The 15373-nt window shown below is 38.1% G+C and carries 27 protein-coding genes; 7 read left to right on the forward strand and 20 right to left on the reverse strand.

Annotation, left to right across the window (positions count from 1 at the left end):
• Positions 1-209 precede the first annotated feature (209 nt).
• Positions 210-464: a hypothetical protein gene (locus tag H539_RS0114110; RefSeq protein ID WP_026694056.1), complete on the reverse strand. Its 255-nt coding sequence runs from the start codon at positions 462-464 to the stop codon at positions 210-212.
• 119 nt (positions 465-583) lie between these two features.
• Between H539_RS0114110 and H539_RS0114115 the strand changes: the two genes are divergently transcribed.
• Positions 584-1330: an AAA family ATPase gene (locus H539_RS0114115; protein WP_026694057.1), complete on the forward strand. Its 747-nt coding sequence runs from the start codon at positions 584-586 to the stop codon at positions 1328-1330.
• On the opposite strand, the gene H539_RS0114120 is transcribed toward H539_RS0114115, so the two are convergent.
• Positions 1312-1611, reverse strand: coding sequence for a hypothetical protein (locus tag H539_RS0114120; RefSeq protein ID WP_026694058.1), 300 nt, complete (start codon positions 1609-1611; stop codon positions 1312-1314). The genes H539_RS0114115 and H539_RS0114120 overlap by 19 nt on opposite strands.
• Positions 1612-1715: 104 nt before the next feature.
• On the opposite strand from H539_RS0114120, the gene H539_RS0114125 reads away from it, so the two are divergent.
• Positions 1716-2597, forward strand: a complete 882-nt coding sequence (locus H539_RS0114125) for a DMT family transporter (RefSeq protein ID WP_035322671.1) — start codon at positions 1716-1718, stop codon at positions 2595-2597.
• 3 nt (positions 2598-2600) lie between these two features.
• On the opposite strand, the gene H539_RS0114130 is transcribed toward H539_RS0114125, so the two are convergent.
• Complete coding sequence (locus H539_RS0114130) at positions 2601-2864, reverse strand: hypothetical protein (protein WP_026694060.1); 264 nt, start codon at positions 2862-2864, stop codon at positions 2601-2603.
• Between the two features lie 354 nt (positions 2865-3218).
• Here H539_RS0114130 and queF point away from each other — a divergent pair, with 354 nt between their 5' ends.
• The gene (gene queF, locus H539_RS0114135; RefSeq protein WP_026694061.1) at positions 3219-3716 is read left to right on the forward strand and encodes a preQ(1) synthase; all 498 of its coding nucleotides are present in this window, start codon (positions 3219-3221) and stop codon (positions 3714-3716) included.
• Between the two features lie 139 nt (positions 3717-3855).
• Here queF and H539_RS0114140 read toward each other — a convergent pair whose 3' ends face one another.
• A complete protein-coding gene (locus tag H539_RS0114140) occupies positions 3856-4134 on the reverse strand; it encodes a group-specific protein (protein WP_035322672.1) in 279 nt (92 codons plus the stop codon).
• Positions 4131-4442, reverse strand: a complete 312-nt coding sequence (locus H539_RS0114145; protein ID WP_051348585.1) for a group-specific protein — start codon at positions 4440-4442, stop codon at positions 4131-4133. Before H539_RS0114145 ends, H539_RS0114140 begins: the two co-directional genes overlap by 4 nt.
• Before the next feature lie 164 nt (positions 4443-4606).
• On the opposite strand from H539_RS0114145, the gene H539_RS31550 reads away from it, so the two are divergent.
• Positions 4607-4744: a hypothetical protein gene (locus H539_RS31550; protein ID WP_155890057.1), complete on the forward strand. Its 138-nt coding sequence runs from the start codon at positions 4607-4609 to the stop codon at positions 4742-4744.
• A 5-nt stretch (positions 4745-4749) separates the two neighbouring features.
• Here the strand turns inward: H539_RS31550 and H539_RS0114155 are convergent, their stop codons facing one another.
• The 6 genes from H539_RS0114155 to H539_RS0114180 all read right to left on the reverse strand — a co-directional run bounded on the left by H539_RS0114155 (position 4750) and on the right by H539_RS0114180 (position 7838).
• Positions 4750-4977: a hypothetical protein gene (locus H539_RS0114155; RefSeq protein ID WP_026694064.1), complete on the reverse strand. Its 228-nt coding sequence runs from the start codon at positions 4975-4977 to the stop codon at positions 4750-4752.
• A gap of 33 nt (positions 4978-5010) precedes the next feature.
• A complete protein-coding gene (locus H539_RS0114160) occupies positions 5011-5424 on the reverse strand; it encodes a hypothetical protein (protein ID WP_026694065.1) in 414 nt (137 codons plus the stop codon).
• A 24-nt stretch (positions 5425-5448) separates the two neighbouring features.
• Positions 5449-5694: a hypothetical protein gene (locus tag H539_RS0114165; RefSeq protein ID WP_026694066.1), complete on the reverse strand. Its 246-nt coding sequence runs from the start codon at positions 5692-5694 to the stop codon at positions 5449-5451.
• Positions 5695-5743: 49 nt separating this feature from the next.
• Positions 5744-6352, reverse strand: a complete 609-nt coding sequence (locus H539_RS0114170) for a hypothetical protein (RefSeq protein ID WP_155890059.1) — start codon at positions 6350-6352, stop codon at positions 5744-5746.
• Between the two features lie 35 nt (positions 6353-6387).
• Complete coding sequence (locus H539_RS28575; protein WP_035322674.1) at positions 6388-7491, reverse strand: FtsK/SpoIIIE domain-containing protein; 1104 nt, start codon at positions 7489-7491, stop codon at positions 6388-6390.
• A gap of 164 nt (positions 7492-7655) precedes the next feature.
• A complete protein-coding gene (locus H539_RS0114180) occupies positions 7656-7838 on the reverse strand; it encodes a hypothetical protein (protein ID WP_026694068.1) in 183 nt (60 codons plus the stop codon).
• A 150-nt stretch (positions 7839-7988) separates the two neighbouring features.
• Here H539_RS0114180 and H539_RS0114185 point away from each other — a divergent pair, with 150 nt between their 5' ends.
• The 3 genes from H539_RS0114185 to H539_RS0114195 are packed head-to-tail and all read left to right on the forward strand — an operon-like array spanning position 7989 to position 8677.
• Positions 7989-8186: a helix-turn-helix transcriptional regulator gene (locus tag H539_RS0114185; protein WP_035322676.1), complete on the forward strand. Its 198-nt coding sequence runs from the start codon at positions 7989-7991 to the stop codon at positions 8184-8186.
• Positions 8183-8419, forward strand: a complete 237-nt coding sequence (locus H539_RS0114190; protein ID WP_026694070.1) for a hypothetical protein — start codon at positions 8183-8185, stop codon at positions 8417-8419. The genes H539_RS0114185 and H539_RS0114190 overlap by 4 nt, the downstream gene beginning before the upstream one ends.
• 3 nt (positions 8420-8422) lie before the next feature.
• On the forward strand, positions 8423-8677 hold the full coding sequence (locus H539_RS0114195; protein WP_026694071.1) for a hypothetical protein: 255 nt from the start codon (positions 8423-8425) through the stop codon (positions 8675-8677).
• 37 nt (positions 8678-8714) lie between these two features.
• On the opposite strand, the gene H539_RS0114200 is transcribed toward H539_RS0114195, so the two are convergent.
• From H539_RS0114200 to H539_RS0114240, 9 genes are all read right to left on the reverse strand, one after another.
• Positions 8715-9803: a hypothetical protein gene (locus H539_RS0114200; protein ID WP_026694072.1), complete on the reverse strand. Its 1089-nt coding sequence runs from the start codon at positions 9801-9803 to the stop codon at positions 8715-8717.
• Positions 9804-9807: 4 nt separating this feature from the next.
• Positions 9808-10590: a hypothetical protein gene (locus H539_RS0114205; protein ID WP_026694073.1), complete on the reverse strand. Its 783-nt coding sequence runs from the start codon at positions 10588-10590 to the stop codon at positions 9808-9810.
• Positions 10577-10804, reverse strand: coding sequence for a hypothetical protein (locus tag H539_RS0114210; RefSeq protein ID WP_026694074.1), 228 nt, complete (start codon positions 10802-10804; stop codon positions 10577-10579). Before H539_RS0114210 ends, H539_RS0114205 begins: the two co-directional genes overlap by 14 nt.
• The gene (locus tag H539_RS0114215; RefSeq protein ID WP_026694075.1) at positions 10801-11100 is read right to left on the reverse strand and encodes a hypothetical protein; all 300 of its coding nucleotides are present in this window, start codon (positions 11098-11100) and stop codon (positions 10801-10803) included. The genes H539_RS0114210 and H539_RS0114215 overlap by 4 nt, the downstream gene beginning before the upstream one ends.
• A 15-nt stretch (positions 11101-11115) precedes the next feature.
• Positions 11116-11508 carry a hypothetical protein gene (locus H539_RS0114220; protein ID WP_026694076.1) on the reverse strand — a complete coding sequence of 131 codons (393 nt, stop codon included), beginning with the start codon at positions 11506-11508 and terminating at the stop codon, positions 11116-11118.
• 21 nt (positions 11509-11529) lie between these two features.
• Positions 11530-12303 carry an N-acetylmuramoyl-L-alanine amidase gene (locus tag H539_RS28585; protein WP_051348586.1) on the reverse strand — a complete coding sequence of 258 codons (774 nt, stop codon included), beginning with the start codon at positions 12301-12303 and terminating at the stop codon, positions 11530-11532.
• 6 nt (positions 12304-12309) lie between these two features.
• Positions 12310-12729, reverse strand: a complete 420-nt coding sequence (locus tag H539_RS0114230; RefSeq protein ID WP_051348587.1) for a phage holin family protein — start codon at positions 12727-12729, stop codon at positions 12310-12312.
• Between the two features lie 131 nt (positions 12730-12860).
• Complete coding sequence (locus tag H539_RS0114235; protein WP_026694078.1) at positions 12861-13061, reverse strand: hypothetical protein; 201 nt, start codon at positions 13059-13061, stop codon at positions 12861-12863.
• Positions 13062-13063: 2 nt separating this feature from the next.
• On the reverse strand, positions 13064-15343 hold the full coding sequence (locus H539_RS0114240) for a phage tail protein (RefSeq protein WP_026694079.1): 2280 nt from the start codon (positions 15341-15343) through the stop codon (positions 13064-13066).
• Between the last annotated feature and the right edge of the window lie 30 nt (positions 15344-15373).

The following is a 15373-nucleotide window of genomic DNA, read 5'->3' on the forward strand; positions in this document are numbered from 1 at the left end:
TTTGTGTCTGTGGAATTAAAATGAAGAGAAATGTCAGAACATCCCTTCTCTTATTTGCCTGTTCGGCGGTATGCATCGTTCTGTCCATCAGAGCCCTGTATTCCTGACAAACAGTAAGATTAAAAGCAAAACTAAAAAAGGCGCCTCCAGTCAAGCCTGTCCCCCATTCTTCTAGGAATATGGATCAGGTTTTTTTGAGGCGCCTTTTCTTATTGAAAATGATGTAGGTTCAGCAATTCTTTATCTATGACGGCAGAAATGGCTGCGGCGGCTGAATTCAGGTCATGGTAATATTGCTTGCTTTGGCTTTCAATCATAAAAAGCTGATATAATCGGTCATGCTCTTCATAGCTTATTTCAATCATCTTTTTATGATTATGCTGAAGAGTATGAGATACATGGCTTTCACAATAAGGCGAACAGGCCAGATCTTCCAGCAGCTTTTTTATTTTAATTATATCCAAGTATCCCTCCCCCTTTCAGTGTTAGGGGATACAAAATACCTCTACCAATATGATAACATGTATAAAGAAGCGGTGGCATTACAGTTGGATTACAGAATTTGGAATAAAAAGGGGCATGAATCGTGGATTCTCTTTATCTTAAAAAAATGAAGCTGCGGAGGAATGAAATTGATTCCTATCAATCTTATCCTTTTACACTTCCAGCAATCAGGCTGCTTGAAGAAATCAGCTTCCACCCCAAAGTCACCTTTTTGGTCGGGGAAAATGGAATGGGAAAGTCTACGCTGCTTGAAGGCATAGCCATAGCGGCAGGATTTAATCCTGAAGGAGGCTCGCTGAACTTCAGCTTTTCTACTTACGATTCCCATTCTGCTCTTGAAGAGTACATCACGCTAGTCAGAGGAGCAGATAGACCGAAGGATGGATTTTTCCTTAGGGCAGAGACCTTTTATAATCTCGCTACCCATATTGAAGAGATGGATCAGGAGGGATTTGGCCCTAAAATTATTCATTCCTATGGCGGAGTCTCCCTTCATGAGCAGTCTCACGGGGAAGCATTCTTTTCGACGTTTACGAACCGGTTTTCGGGGAGCGGTTTATATATTTTGGATGAGCCTGAGGCTGCGCTGTCTCCGATGAGGCAGCTGTCCATGCTTGCAAAGATCCATGAACTTGTCCAAAATCGATCTCAATTCATCATTGCGACCCACTCCCCCATCATCATGGCCTATCCGCATGCCAAAATCATTCAGCTGTCCCGGGATGGCCCAGAGGAAACAACATTGGAGGAAACCGGCCATTACACTTTAATGAAACAGTTCTTTACAGATAAAGACCGCCTCCTGCATCATTTATTGGACTTCTGATTAAAGGAGGTAAAGCGGTGATGTTCCTGCTTCACTAAAGAAATAAAATTCTGTCTTTCCTCTTCGCTGTGCTTTAACAGCTTGATGTTGGCCGGCTGTTTAAGATAGATATGGATAGCCTTATTGTTTTGAATAATGTATTCATATCTGTAATCCTTTATGAGTGCGAGGAACCAGGGCTCTTTTTTCATATCTTCAATGATTGTTACAGAATTCACCGTTTTTTTTAATTGAAATAAATCGACAATGATATCCAGGGAATCAAAAAGGAAATCCAGCATGGCATCCACCTTATTTCTTTATGAGTTTCATACACTCATTTTACCTTGATTCCCCGCCTCTCATCTAGATATTTCGTATTCAAAGCCGTTTAGGAGTGATGATTTTGACAGGGAAAGAATTCGCAGCTTTATTAACCCTTGCTGCTTTATGGGGTGCCTCGTTTCTTTTTATCCGGGTCGCTTCCCCCGAGCTAGGGCCTTTTTTAACCGTGGAATTGAGGGTTGCCCTCGCCGCAGCAGCTCTCCTGATTTACGCAGTCTTTATTAAATACACATTCAGTTTCCGTGCCCATTGGAAAAAATACATAATGGTCGGTCTTTTGAATGCTGCTGTCCCTTTTGCATTCATAACGGGGGCCGAGCTTCATCTCACTGCCTCCATGGCTTCGATCATTAACGCCACTACCCCTATGTTCACTGCAGCTGCAGCCTGGGTCTGGTTTAAGACCAGGCTTTCTATGCAAAAGTTTATTGGAATGCTGATCGGAATAGCCGGAGTGGTCATCCTGGTCGGCTGGAGCACCGGGAAAACAGACGGGGCCTTTATGCTTTCAGCGCTTTATTCCTTATTGGCAGCATTGTTTTATGGAATTGCGGGCAACTACATCGCGAAGAATTTTAAAGAAGTAAAGCCCATGGATTTGGCAATCGGCCAGCAGATTGGGGCAAGCATTGTCATGCTGCCATTCACTTTGTTTACGCTGCCGCGTTCCCTGCCTTCAGTCCCTGCTCTTCTGTCTGTATTGGTGCTGGCTGTGCTTTGTACATCGCTCGCTTATCTGCTGTATTTTTATTTAATGGGAAAGTCAGGAGCCCTCAAGACAGCCAGCGTCACCTTTTTAGTTCCGATATTCGGTGTTGGCTGGGGCGCGCTGTTTCTTAAAGAAACGATCCGCGCCAATACGATCTTTGGCATGCTTGTGATCTTTGCAGGGATCCTTTTAGTCACCGGAATCCTGGGCAGACGAAAAATGGCGGCCGGGTAATTCCTAGTACAGGGATTGCAGGGCCTCTAATTCTTCCAGGAGCTGCCTGACCTCCCCGGGTGACAGCCTGATCAGCATCTGATCATAAAGCGTCACAATCTGGCCGTCCGTTTCATCCTCATGAAGCTTTAAATAATTGTATAAAGAATGGACCTGATTTTGCTTCAGGCTAGTTTCGGTATAAAAATTTTTCACCTTTTTCAAGGAAAAAACACCAGTACCGCTATCGAATTCGCCCGAAATAATCTGTCCGTCAATATAATTCATTCTCAAATCCCCCTTCTCCAATTTGCTTCCAGTATTCTTTCCAGAAGCAGGGGGATTTATCCTATTTAGGAAGTCCATACGGTTTATATTGAAATCCTGATTAATCTCATATATAATTTCACAGATGTCTATTTAAGAGGTTCATAGCTGAAACCCTCTATAAAAAACTATGGCAGATGATCATCCAGAGGCTGTCACACAGAATCTGGCTTCACCATAGTTGCTGAAAATCTAGCAGGGTGAGGCTAATTCTTTGGCAGCCTCTTTTTATTGGCTGTTTTTCACACGACTAAATAGGACCTCTATTTTCTAAAAAATTTTTTTAAGTTTGTTAACCGCATAGGAGGAATTAGAATGGCAGGAAGAAAAAAAGAAGAAATGCAGGATGTCACATTATTGGGAAACCAGGGGACTAAATATTTATTTGACTACTCTCCTGAGATTCTGGAGTCATTCGACAACAAGCACCCATACCGGGATTATTTTGTAAAATTCAATTGCCCGGAATTCACGAGCCTTTGTCCGATCACGGGACAGCCTGATTTCGCAACCATCTATATCAGCTATATCCCTGGAGAAAAAATGGTGGAAAGCAAATCATTAAAGCTTTACCTTTTCAGCTTCCGCAATCACGGTGACTTCCACGAAGACTGCATGAACATCATCATGAATGACCTGATCAAGCTGATGGACCCGAAATACATCGAAGTATGGGGAAAGTTCACCCCTCGCGGCGGTATCTCCATCGATCCGTACACCAACTACGGCAAGCCCGGCACAAAATATGAGGAAATGGCAAACTACCGTTTAATGAATCATGATTTGTATCCGGAGACTGTGGATAATAGATAAGAATGGCTTCGGGTGATTATACAGGAGATTATGTGACTTTTTGGTGACCTTTTTACACATAATCTCCTTTTTTGTGTTGTCACATCAGATATGTGACTATATTGGTGACTAAAATTTTGTGTTGGTGACTATGTTAGACTTATCCATTCTCCTCTATCCAGTTAAGAATAAAATCCCTAGTTTTTTCAGCAGGATAATACCATTTATTGCCGACCTTTCTCTTAGGAAAGTCTGGATGATAAAAGAATTCCTTTTGAATGGTATTCATACACATGCAAGTTCTTTTTTCTAATTCTTTGGTGTCCCATAATACTAACTCAGTATTAAGTTTTTTCAGATTCTCTTTGATTTCCTCTAAGTACACTTTTTTTAATTCTGCTTCATTAACCTTTATCTCTAATACTTTATTTTGTGTCATTTCTGTTCCTCTAACCACATGAGCAGAAACTCCCTTGTCTTCTTAGCTGGGAACATCCACTTGCGACCTAACCTATACTTAGGAAACCTTGGATCATAGAAGAAATACTCATTTATCGTATTCCAACTTAGGCTCGTTTGCCTTATTAGTTCCTTTGTGTCCCAGAAAGTTAATTCGGCTTCAATACGTTTTACATGTCTTTTAAGTTCATCTAAGAACATTTCTCTAATTTCTTGCTCACTAACCTCCACTTCAATAAATGGCTTTTTCTTTTCTTCTTTTTCTGTTTTCACTCGGTTGTATACCATAGTCTTCCTCCCTCACCAAAAGAAGGATAAACCAAAACTTTAATATTGTCAAAATATTCTGTTATTTAAATAAAATATATTAGTATAAGTCAATTAATTGATTAGTAATCATTATTTATTTTTATTCATAAAATATAGTTAATCCAAGGCGGGAGGTTATCTAAGTGAGTATTAGAGATGACAAAGACATTGAAACATTAATCGAAGATATATTTGATTACTCAGATGAAAACTACGACAACGGAGATGATGATCACAAAAAAAAGAAACCACTGATTAATAATCGGTGGTTCATAATTTAGAAATTTTAAAGGGTATGCTGCTTTAAATAATTTTCTCCATCTTCGGTTATTTCTGCGAATAAATACTTTGTATTCATTGATATGGTTATATTTTTGATATAGCCACCATCTTTTAAAAATATTGCAGCAGCCCTCCACTCAGGTTCAGTTACACCTGGAAAATCCTCATGATTAGGCTGTCTACCCTCGTTTAATTCCTGTAAAATTTTTAATCTTAGTTCTTCCTTGCTCATCTCCCTTACCACCCCTGTTAAATTAATTACGGTTTAAATTTTGTTATAAAGATAATTGAATATCTCTGGAATTTTCTGAGAATATTCTCTTCTAAAAAATTGGCTACTATCCTCGTTGCTATCGAGAATAATATCTTCACCTTTTAGGGAAATTATTAACTTCGAGGCTCCGAACCTTGTAGTATCTAACTCTAAATTTTTCACATCTCTTATTGGAATAACTTTTAATTTTGTTCTTTCTTCTCCCTCATAGGAGCCAATAAGAATTTTTGATTCTAAAAAAGTTATAAGCTTAAAGTCATCTGGATCGTCTTCCCTATCCGAAGTGACTTTCTGAGGATAGATAATATTTATTCCATCTTCCAGAGTAAGCTTTGTCATTTCTCGACCCACTTGAGCTGCCTTACTAGATATATCATATAATATTTCTAGCGTAAAAATGTCCATTATCATTCACCTCCCTTTGTCTACTTATTTCGACATTAAGGGAATTTTTTCCTTCCTAATAACTCCTGAAAACTGAATGCCTATTCCTTTATCCATAGTACGTGGATCACACTCCCAAAAAGACACGGTTCCATTCATCATTAACTTCTTTGCTGACACAATAATAGGTCGTATTTTCGTTTGATCCCTTACCTTTAACATAAAACAAAAGTTGCCTTCCTCAGTTGAACGATTACTTTGAATAACTTCGAATAACTTTTCCGGTTTCAAATTATCACTCCCTCAAGTAACAATTCAACGTTATGGTATTATTTACCTTTTATAATTCAGAGTAAATCTTAACTTCTCCTCTTATATTCCTTTCTAGCATCCAGGCTTCAATTTTCTTCTTTCTTTGCTGTGTTGTTGTGAAAAAATATAGTGTAGGTATTTGATTGTAGATTTGCTTTAAATGGGGGAATATCTCTTTGTAGGTATCTAGCTTTGTTTTGTTATCAGCCATTGCACGTTTATTATCAATTTCAACTATGTGTAAGTATCCATTACGACTAAAGGAAGCATCACAGACAACCTTTTTCTTATTGACCACATTCACACCCGATACTATGAAATCCAGTTTATTCTCAACAGGTAAATTGACTACAAATTCCCTTTCAGGTTTCCAGTCTAATGGGCAATTAAAATACACAAACGCTTCATTCCTTAGAAGGGTATGCTCAATCTGCCCTGATTTCTTTACTTCGTGACTTGATCCAATTAACTCTCTGCCATCCCTATTCAAGTACACAACCTTTTCCTTATTGTAAAATGTCTCATGAATATACGGCTTTAGTTTACCAACAATCCTACAAGCATTCCTATAACTCTTTAAATCATGGATGCTTCTTAGGTGTTTTATCGTTGTCATCCCCAATTGATCTATCGTCATTAATAAACTTTCTACTCGCTGCTGAGGTGATAATATCATCCTTCTGTCCCTCCATTTATTTCAAGCATCATACTGTCATCAATATATGGAACTTGAACAATCCTCTTCTTTTCTACTTTGTAGATAGCTCTTCCTGGAATGGCTGGCAACTCATTCGCTCCTGGTTCATCCAAAATAACCATACTGGATACTGTTGCAGATGCAATGAACGATATACGAGTAACTATGTTCATCTTTACCTGCATAGGTACTGCTTGCTTAGTCGGATATTGTGTACAGTAAATTAATCTCAGACCTAATCCTCCACCAATCCGGCTAATTTCACTCAAAGCAGATTGACAGAACTGAGCATACTTTTTATCCTTACCGTTCATTACTTCAGGTGCTAACTCTGCTCCTTCATCAACTATAATGAATCGCCTGGTCTTAATAGGAGTATCTACAATATTGGTGAACCCCTTAGCTTTATAAACCTTCTCTTCATCCTTCAGACCCTTCACAATATCCGCGAGGACTTCCACAGCCTCATACAAGTCACTAGCAACCTTCTTCACTTGTGGTAAGCCTTCATACTTACAAAACTCCAATCCACCCTTTAAATCCAGGATATAAAACTCTACATTCGCCTTCTGATTGAGAAGTAAGGTCTGAAATACTTCCTTAAGGAATACAGTCTTTCCGAAGCGTGTAACCCCTCCAACAAGCATGTGAGGATATTTATCGAAATCATGATACAGAATGCCTCTATGATTCTTCCCTATAGGCACCTCCCACGTATTCAGCCTTTTCAAGTCCTCTTTGTAATCCCATTTGGTTGGCAACTCCTCCTCAAACACATACAGTTTCAGAAGGTCTTTAAACTCATATTCAACCTCTTTGTTCAATGCTTCTCTAATTGCCGGTAACAAGGTTTCGAATACTTCAGAAGCTATTCCCAAAGGTAAGTTAAACAGATAAACCGTGTACGAGTCTTTCTTATACTTTTTGACCAGTTTTGGGTAAGTTACTCTTTCCCCTTTTTGAATCGATATTTTCCTATTTTCAAAGATGATTTCTATTTTCCTTTGATCAGACATTCTTTTCCTCGGAAGTAAAGCAGCACCAACAATAACGGCTGGAATTGCTAATAATTCAATCATTTGAGCCTCCAATCTTTTCTGGCGAGTAGCGACAGAAAAGAGATACTGATAAGTATCAGTTCAAGAAAAAATGAAGATAATGGGACATGATAAAACATTTAATAAAGCTAAGATTGCACCGTTCAATGACCAATTCACACCATGACATATACATTGAAGACTACTTAGAAGAAAAGGCTGCTTAAATATTTGAGAAGATAGACAATCCCTCCGAACTTGGTCACAGTCATAGTTATTGCTAACAGATCCTCAGTAATGGACACCCCATATTTCTCTAAAAAGGCTATTCCTATTAAAGATGCACCAGTCCCACCAAGTACAAGCATCCCTATTGTGAATGGCTCCATGCTGTTCACTCTCCCTGTCTTTGTATACTTCAATGTATGGATAGCAGCCTAGAATATTGCCTGTCTTTTCAGAAATTGTTGAAATAAAATACAGATATGTTTTCAAAGGAATAAAGATAAATTAGAAGAATATCTATAGTGGTGATAATTATGAAGTGTAATATTGGAGAATTGATTGATCAAAAGGGACTTAAAAAAAAGTTTGTAGCGGAAGTGGTCGGAGTATCACCCCAACAATTATCTAATTGGCTAAGTGGGAGAAACTATCCACCATTAGATAAAGCGTATAAATTAGCCAAACTTTTGGAGTGTAAGGTCGATGAATTATATAAGGATGATGAAGAGTGAATATCAACATTGAAGTTGTTCTAAATGTGAATGGAATAAATGTACTACAAAAGGGAACTTTTCCAATTAACAATCGTAGATTTAAAGAAGATCCAGATAATGAAGCTGCTTTTATTGCCCAGGAGTGGATCAAGTTGTTGAGGAAGAAATCAGGGTACTTTTATGATTCGGATATCGTTCGAGTGAAGTATAACGGAGAAAATGATATTACAAAACTGTTTGTGGAGGGATAATGGATGAGTAAGTACTGGGAACCATGCCCGAGGTGTAATTCAAATAAAGTCACGACAACAAGTAAGGCTATGCAGTTGTTTGTTATGTGGTTTTTAGCCGGTGGATCAATGGTGATAGGCTTTTTCTTCTGGCCAATGTTTATTTTCATGGTTCTATTTTTATTAGCAACCCCCATTGTATTATTCTTACCTAAAAGCAATGTTTGTGGAGAATGTAAATTTGTATGGAAAGTTAATAAAAAGAAAGCTTTGGCATAAAGAAGTAAGCCCCTCTCGATTGAGAAGGGCTTTTTATTTACACTCCAGTTTTCTCTACAGTAACATATCCCTTAAAGATCGTTGACACATTTCCAACAGAATCAGTCAACTCACACTCATGATAATAAGTTCCAGAAAGGTCTTTCGTATCAGTCGGATCAAGTTTAATTTTCAACTCGCTGCCAGTAATACTTACACCATTATCTGAAGTCTTTAGGATATCATTCTCCAAGGAATTAACCCTCTTCTTAGCTACCCACTTAACGGATGCACCTGTTAAAGACAATGGCTGTCCATTTTCATCGGTAACTGAAACTGTGAGAATTAAACTGTCCCCTGCCATCATTGTGAAACTTTGATTTGTTGCCGTCATGCCTAACCCTCCTTTGAGTCTGACATGAAGTTTTAGGATACCACTCAAATAAACATACATCTTGCGCTTACCCATTAATCGAATAGAACGGTAAAACTGCTTTATTTCACTGTCTATCTCCTGCAAAAGAGCATAGTCAAATGTTCTATTTATGTACATACTTTGCAGTGTAGTGAAATGCTGCAATAATACTTTAGATACTACTTGCTTTGTCTGAAGAGAAATATTTACGGATCTACTAATCTCTTGCCTTAAAGACAATAAATTGTTTACCGTCTTAAATACCTCTTGCCTCATGGAAAAAGGAGTACTTTGAGATATGTATATCTCCATTCTTAAGGCAAAGCTCGTTGTCTTTACCACACTTCCATTGAATATCTCCTGGAGGATGTCAAAGGCTATTGCAGTGTTCTTAAAGATTAATTGCTTAGTATTATGATCAGAAACCTGTTGATTAAATATACTCTGTTTTATGTCAGCAGTTGTTGATGTCGATCTGTAAATAGATTGCTGTGCAGAATATATCGTTGATTTGTTGGAGTAAAAAGTTTGCTGCATCGTAGGATTAACTATTTTAATCTCACACAAGTTCTGCAAAAGAGCATAATTAAAGGTTTTGTGTGTACCCGTTACCGGTGGAGTAACTGTAGCACCTGTAACCAAATGCCCTTGCTCTGTAATCTTAGTAAATACCTTTTTCCCACGTTCATCAATTTTTCCAAATACTAACCTTCCACGTTCTGTAATCGGCATACAATCACCTCAACACTTCTCGAAAGGAAATGAAGGTCGGTAAAAAATTTCTGAATTGTCTTATATCCGTAGCGCTTGAATTGGATTGAGTGCTTAGACCGCCATTATCTCCATATTCAACCCGGAACATCCCTAAAGTCGGATGCACTGGCATAGCATAAAACAAATAATTTGTCCCTGATGTAGAAATAGTAGTTCTCGCTGATGTAATATTACTCAGGTTAATGCTAATCCCTTGTGTGCTTGGAGGTGTTACCGATCTAACCCCTGCCCCCGTTAGATTAATTACGGTATTTGTTCCACTTATAACAACATCTTTTAATATTGATCCTGGTTTTGCTAAATAAGTAAGATATGGGAAAATTTGAATTGCGCTATAGTCTATGGTTGCGTCTGCCACGTTAGCCCATACCCTAACTTCTAATAAATCTCCTGGAGCAACATCAGCCCATCTAAAATGGCTACTAGTCCAATATTGTCCAGCTGTTGCTGTGTGGTTTGATTGCGCTATGGAAACCCCATTTTTAAAAATCCGGTAATTTATCGTAGTTGCAGCAGCTCCAGCTTTCCCACTAACATAAACCCCCACTGTATATTTCATACTTCCTGGGTTTGGAGTTATAACAGGTAAATCTGAGTTTTGAACTGTATAAGATACCTGATTCGCGGTACCTTCCGCACTAGGAAGCAAATTGGAAGTTATAGCAGTTTCTCTTGGTGTAGCTGTGGTTATATTAAAAGTTTTTAGTGGCCCATGAGCTTGTTTTCCAGTGTCACCAAGTATCATCAGGTGCAACCTCCCCCAATTCGGACATATCTGGAAATACTTCTAAATCTGCCCAAATCATGATCTTGTCCTCTAAATAATCATATTCCCAGGAGGTATATTCTAGCTTTTCTTGTAATATAATAGTTAATTTATCACCGCCACCTACCGCTTCCATATCTATACCTAATTCAGCTAATTTTGGCTTACAAAGAATTAATGTTAATTTATTCATTTGCTCACAATCCCATCATAGCCAATATAGGCGGCACTGGCTGACGTATTTTTAATCCGATAGTACCTCGTTGGCGTACATTTCAGCGAAAGCCCCCACGCTGCTCCGCCTGTCGATGTTCCCACTTGCTGGTCGCATAAAATATTATTTGTTCCATCGGATTGATAAATTTCTATAGTCGTATTCCCATAGTTGATATTAGAAATAATCCACTCTGCACCGCTTCCTGGAATGATATCTAAGAATGCTCCTGCTGCTACGCTAGTTACATTAGTAATTAAATCACCTTGCGCCATTTAGATTCATCCCCTTTACACCGCAAATTCCGTACCAGTAACGGTTAATTTAATATCGCTCTTATTCTGTGAATCTGCCACAACTGGAGTTGTTACCTTTACCCAGAAAGCATGACCAACAGTATCAGCAATGTTTCCAAAACTTAAAGCAGCACTTGCGGGTAAGTAAGTACCTGCTACACCTGCATTATCAGGTGCTAACTGTACCCATGTACTTTCATCTGTAGACACAGAATCTGTAGGATCAATACTTACAGACTCATAACGTTTTGTTGCATCATCATTAAAGAGAAACACTTTAGTTGCTACACTTGACCCTGTAGTTGGATGCTGAGTTGTTAAAGGGTTTGTACCATCTGTGGAGATGATATCAGTTAACCCTGAGTTCTTTGATAATTTTAATGCCATTTATACCCCTCCATTTTCTTCTTATATAACCTTCACATATTTAGTATTTGCAGTTATGTATGTACCTGACTTCAACTTGTACATCTTAGATCCTTTAACAGTAAGAGTATTCACCACTGTAAACACATCATTTTTCTTAACTGGCTTCGGTGCTTTTGCATTCCAATCTGCTTTAGTGTAGTAGTACAAGGAGTCTACTATAACTTTAATTTTGAATTCTTTAGAATCAGACTTAACAACTTCTGCTGGCTTTCTAACAGGTTCATCCTCACTGTGGTAAGCTGCTTTTAGATCCTTTTCCAATTGGTCAATGGTTACGCCGAATCTTGCCAAATACTCATCTGGATCTTGGTGCGTAGAACCTCCCCATGTTTTAGTGACGTATTTATGAGTCACAATTCCAGGTCGTCCAGCATTAAAACAGAAAGGAATATCAAACTTTTTAGGCAGATAATAACCGATCAGCCATACATAGGCAGCATAGTCTTTTTCAAATGTTGCTCTATCTTTAGTACGTGCAAGTTCAATATGCAGAGTGAACGGATTTGCCTTTGGCCCTGCTCCATATGCTTTGTAATTAGGATCTGCAAGCTCTACAATACGTCCTCCACCGCCCACGATATACTGAGTAAAAGCGACTCTGTATTCTCTGGTCATGTAATCAATTTCACCTTCAAATGTTGACTTATCATTTCCACATTCGTGACATACAATAATCTCTGGTTTTCCTACTCCTTTTTCATAAGCCTTTTGGGGTGCACCTGGGATATGTCTCTTTTCAATATTAAAAGCCATTATTAATCAGTCTCCTTTTTTATTTTCTGAGTTTTCGCCTTTGTCTTTGAGTGACTGTAAATACTTCTTAATAAATCCAGGTACTGATACGTTCATAGCATCCAAATTTTCCAATATGCTTAAGCCTTCCATGCCTATGTAATAAAAAACTGCCCCCGTTTTAGCTACAGGAGCAGAATGGAATAATGCTATATCAGTCATATTCGCAATGATTATTACTACAAAGATCATCGACTTTCTAATCATACCCTGAGACATTTTCCTGCTTCTCAACTCTTTGTTATAAAACCCTTTAGCAATTCCAGTTAATATATCAAGTGCACTTAAAACCAGCAACGCCATCATAAAAGGTGTAAAATCACCAAAAAGAAATGCTATTGGAGTGCCTAAAATTGCCGTTATTGTTGGTATCTTAATTTTTCTCACCCCTTTTCGTATTGCATACTTACACCACCCTTGCTAAACTAAAGATGGTGGTGTTATACCAAAAAAGAGACTATTTTCCTTGGCCGGGAGGGTAGTCTCTTTTTCTATTATTTAGACATAAAAAATACAACTTATTCTACTGTAGGTGCTTCCTTTTTAACCAATTGAGTTTTAAAACCCACAATTTGAACTTTGTAGTCAAAAATGTTGTTTGCTATTTCTTCATCCACTAAAAAGAAAAAAGTGAACGGATCTGAGGCAGCTATTTCTTCACCAAAATATGCTTGAGTAATATTTCCTTCATTGTCTGTATTACAGAATAATCTCCACATATTTATTTCTCCTTATACATCGATACTATACGGGCATAAGCCCAGGAATTGACGTTATTAGTTTTTAACCGTATGTATTTCCCTGTCCTCATTCCAGTAGGAACTCCCATATCAATAGTTATAGTCACCTGAGCCTGATTAGGGTCTGTTTCTGTCGTGGAATAAGAAGCCTGCATGTTCCCGCCATCTATGCCGCCACTTGTATCGTAAATTTCAACTCTTGCTACTGATCCCGCTATCTCTGAGTAAAGCTGGACAACTACATTCACATATCTGGCATCGTGTTTGAAAACGATATAGTCTATATTTTTGGCAGTTGTGGAACGTGTTCGAAAATACTTAGTTACAATTTCAACTTCTGGATCTGTATAAGAAGGAGTACCACCTTGAATGGCAAAGTCGCTATTGCTAATTCCATTTGACACTGCAACATATCCATCAGGACGTTCAAAGGATACTGAACCACCTGCAGAATATAAACCATCGCTATTAAGCTTCACATATTTGTTTGGATTTGCTGCATCAATAGCCATTAATGCATTTCCATCCCAATAAAAAAGATCCTCGTCTCCGATGATCTGAATGTTGTTTGTTTTTATTTGACCAGCAGTTAGTAAATTTGTTGTAACTCCATCTGGAGTAATTGCATTTGGAAAGTCCGTGCCACCATTAGTGGTTATACCGATACCTGAAGAACGAAATACAACGAACCGGTCAGGATCATTTGGGTCTCTAGCCAATATTCCCATACCTTGCGGATATTCCAATTCAGTCATGGAATTATTTAATGCTTCAGTTGCTCGTTTTACAGCTTCGTCATAAACGTTATAGCGCAGCTTCTTAGAACTCTCATCATAAATCTTATCAAGTACTGCCTTCTGATAATTCATCACTGACTTAACAAATGAATTTTTGGATGTAGACAGAGTAACCTTTGGTGGTATTTCTGGGTCAGTTGAATTCATTCTTGGATAATCCTCTACTTCAATAACCCTTAAGTCCAAGTCCACATTTAAAGGCTCATAGATAGTTGGAACAATGTCACCTATAGATGGGTTTCCAGTATACCCAGCATCTTTAAGAATTGTATATTCTAAGGAAATGGTCATATCAGGTTTATCTTTGAGTTGTGCCTTTAGTTCCTTTAGTAACGCAGCTGAACTGGTGGCTGTATCTGATTGGTAAGGAGGCGCATGTTTTAACCTGGGATACTTTGAAGCTTCTGGTGAGGTGTATTCAGCCACACATGAATAAACTTCATCCCCCACACGATTCCTATATACATCGAAGGTCTTTCTGGTACCATGTGCAACATATCCTCTTGATTTCCCCTTACCTGTTGAAGGCTTATTATTGGGATCATCACCTTTAAAAGTAGCAATAAGGGTGTGATTTTTAGACTCCAGACCATCAAACAATACTGTAGTAAGTTCACCTGTTTTCTTACCCCAAGTACTTATTTTCTTAGTATCATTTCCATCAAGAACAAATTCCCACATGCCGCCTTTATCATCAACCATATAACGAAAGGCTATTTTTGTTCCCGTAAATGAATAAGAAAAAGTTGCACCGACCTTTTCCGTGGCATGATATGGGTCATTTAAATCTAACCAAGTACCGGTTCGAGATGAATAATCTTCTAATTTATCCAGGATATAAGGATCGTCTAATTTCTTACCCAAACCCTTGATATAGGTATAGATATTGTTAGCATCAATATCCTTTTGAAAGGTCTTGATATTGTGATTAAAACGAAACTGCATATCAATTAATGAGCCGAGTTTCTTTACAATCCTTACTTGATTCCCTACAATATCAAATTCCGCTTCAAACTTTTCTATAGCTTGATTGAAAAGGGCAAGTGGGTTATCGTTCCCGAACTCTTCAAATGTTTCAGTATCAAATGAGTCAATTACGCTGAATGTCCAATTAGTGCCTGTGAAAATAAAAGACATGACCTGATTGATGGTTTTATCGCCGGTAGATAATATTTCATACCGGTGATCTTCCAGAAGCTCAATGAAAAAAGAATGAATTGCTGTTACTGTTTTAACAGGTGCTCGGCCAACAGTACGTTCTTGAAGACTTTTAATAATATATTCATGCCCATCCAGCTCCACAGATGAATTAGAATCAATTAAAGGATAAGCATATTGATTTAATTCAGTTTTTGGCATATAAAAAGACAGTGAACGTTCACCATTCACTGCCGATTTTCGTACTAGAGATTTATAATCTACTATTGGCTCAGTGGTTCCATTAAGATCGGTTATAGAAAGCATTTATTCACCGTCCTTTCTTTTAAAAATGGC

The sequence above is a fragment of the Peribacillus kribbensis DSM 17871 genome (assembly GCF_000430765.1).
GTDB classification, from domain to species: Bacteria; Bacillota; Bacilli; order Bacillales; family DSM-1321; genus Paraperibacillus; species Paraperibacillus kribbensis.

Excerpts from the sequence above, each read along its gene's own strand:
- H539_RS0114205 (WP_026694073.1), bottom strand. The coding sequence starts at position 10,590 with ATGATACTTGGTGACACTGGAAAACAAGCTCATGGGCCACTAAAAACT.
- H539_RS0114210 (WP_026694074.1), bottom strand. The coding sequence starts at position 10,804 with ATGAATAAATTAACATTAATTCTTTGTAAGCCAAAATTAGCTGAATTA.
- H539_RS0114235 (WP_026694078.1), bottom strand. The coding sequence starts at position 13,061 with ATGTGGAGATTATTCTGTAATACAGACAATGAAGGAAATATTACTCAA.
- H539_RS0114160 (WP_026694065.1), bottom strand. The coding sequence starts at position 5,424 with ATGGACATTTTTACGCTAGAAATATTATATGATATATCTAGTAAGGCA.
- H539_RS0114200 (WP_026694072.1), bottom strand. The coding sequence starts at position 9,803 with ATGCCGATTACAGAACGTGGAAGGTTAGTATTTGGAAAAATTGATGAA.
- H539_RS0114215 (WP_026694075.1), bottom strand. The coding sequence starts at position 11,100 with ATGGCGCAAGGTGATTTAATTACTAATGTAACTAGCGTAGCAGCAGGA.
- H539_RS0114180 (WP_026694068.1), bottom strand. The coding sequence starts at position 7,838 with ATGGAGCCATTCACAATAGGGATGCTTGTACTTGGTGGGACTGGTGCA.
- H539_RS28585 (WP_051348586.1), bottom strand. The coding sequence starts at position 12,303 with ATGGCTTTTAATATTGAAAAGAGACATATCCCAGGTGCACCCCAAAAG.
- H539_RS0114170 (WP_155890059.1), bottom strand. The coding sequence starts at position 6,352 with ATGACGATAGATCAATTGGGGATGACAACGATAAAACACCTAAGAAGC.
- H539_RS0114140 (WP_035322672.1), bottom strand. The coding sequence starts at position 4,134 with ATGACACAAAATAAAGTATTAGAGATAAAGGTTAATGAAGCAGAATTA.
- H539_RS0114185 (WP_035322676.1), top strand. The coding sequence starts at position 7,989 with ATGAAGTGTAATATTGGAGAATTGATTGATCAAAAGGGACTTAAAAAA.
- H539_RS0114220 (WP_026694076.1), bottom strand. The coding sequence starts at position 11,508 with ATGGCATTAAAATTATCAAAGAACTCAGGGTTAACTGATATCATCTCC.
- H539_RS0114130 (WP_026694060.1), bottom strand. The coding sequence starts at position 2,864 with ATGAATTATATTGACGGACAGATTATTTCGGGCGAATTCGATAGCGGT.
- H539_RS28575 (WP_035322674.1), bottom strand. The coding sequence starts at position 7,491 with ATGATTGAATTATTAGCAATTCCAGCCGTTATTGTTGGTGCTGCTTTA.
- H539_RS0114120 (WP_026694058.1), bottom strand. The coding sequence starts at position 1,611 with ATGCTGGATTTCCTTTTTGATTCCCTGGATATCATTGTCGATTTATTT.
- H539_RS0114155 (WP_026694064.1), bottom strand. The coding sequence starts at position 4,977 with ATGAGCAAGGAAGAACTAAGATTAAAAATTTTACAGGAATTAAACGAG.
- H539_RS0114240 (WP_026694079.1), bottom strand. The coding sequence starts at position 15,343 with ATGCTTTCTATAACCGATCTTAATGGAACCACTGAGCCAATAGTAGAT.
- queF (WP_026694061.1), top strand. The coding sequence starts at position 3,219 with ATGGCAGGAAGAAAAAAAGAAGAAATGCAGGATGTCACATTATTGGGA.
- H539_RS0114145 (WP_051348585.1), bottom strand. The coding sequence starts at position 4,442 with ATGGTATACAACCGAGTGAAAACAGAAAAAGAAGAAAAGAAAAAGCCA.
- H539_RS0114195 (WP_026694071.1), top strand. The coding sequence starts at position 8,423 with ATGAGTAAGTACTGGGAACCATGCCCGAGGTGTAATTCAAATAAAGTC.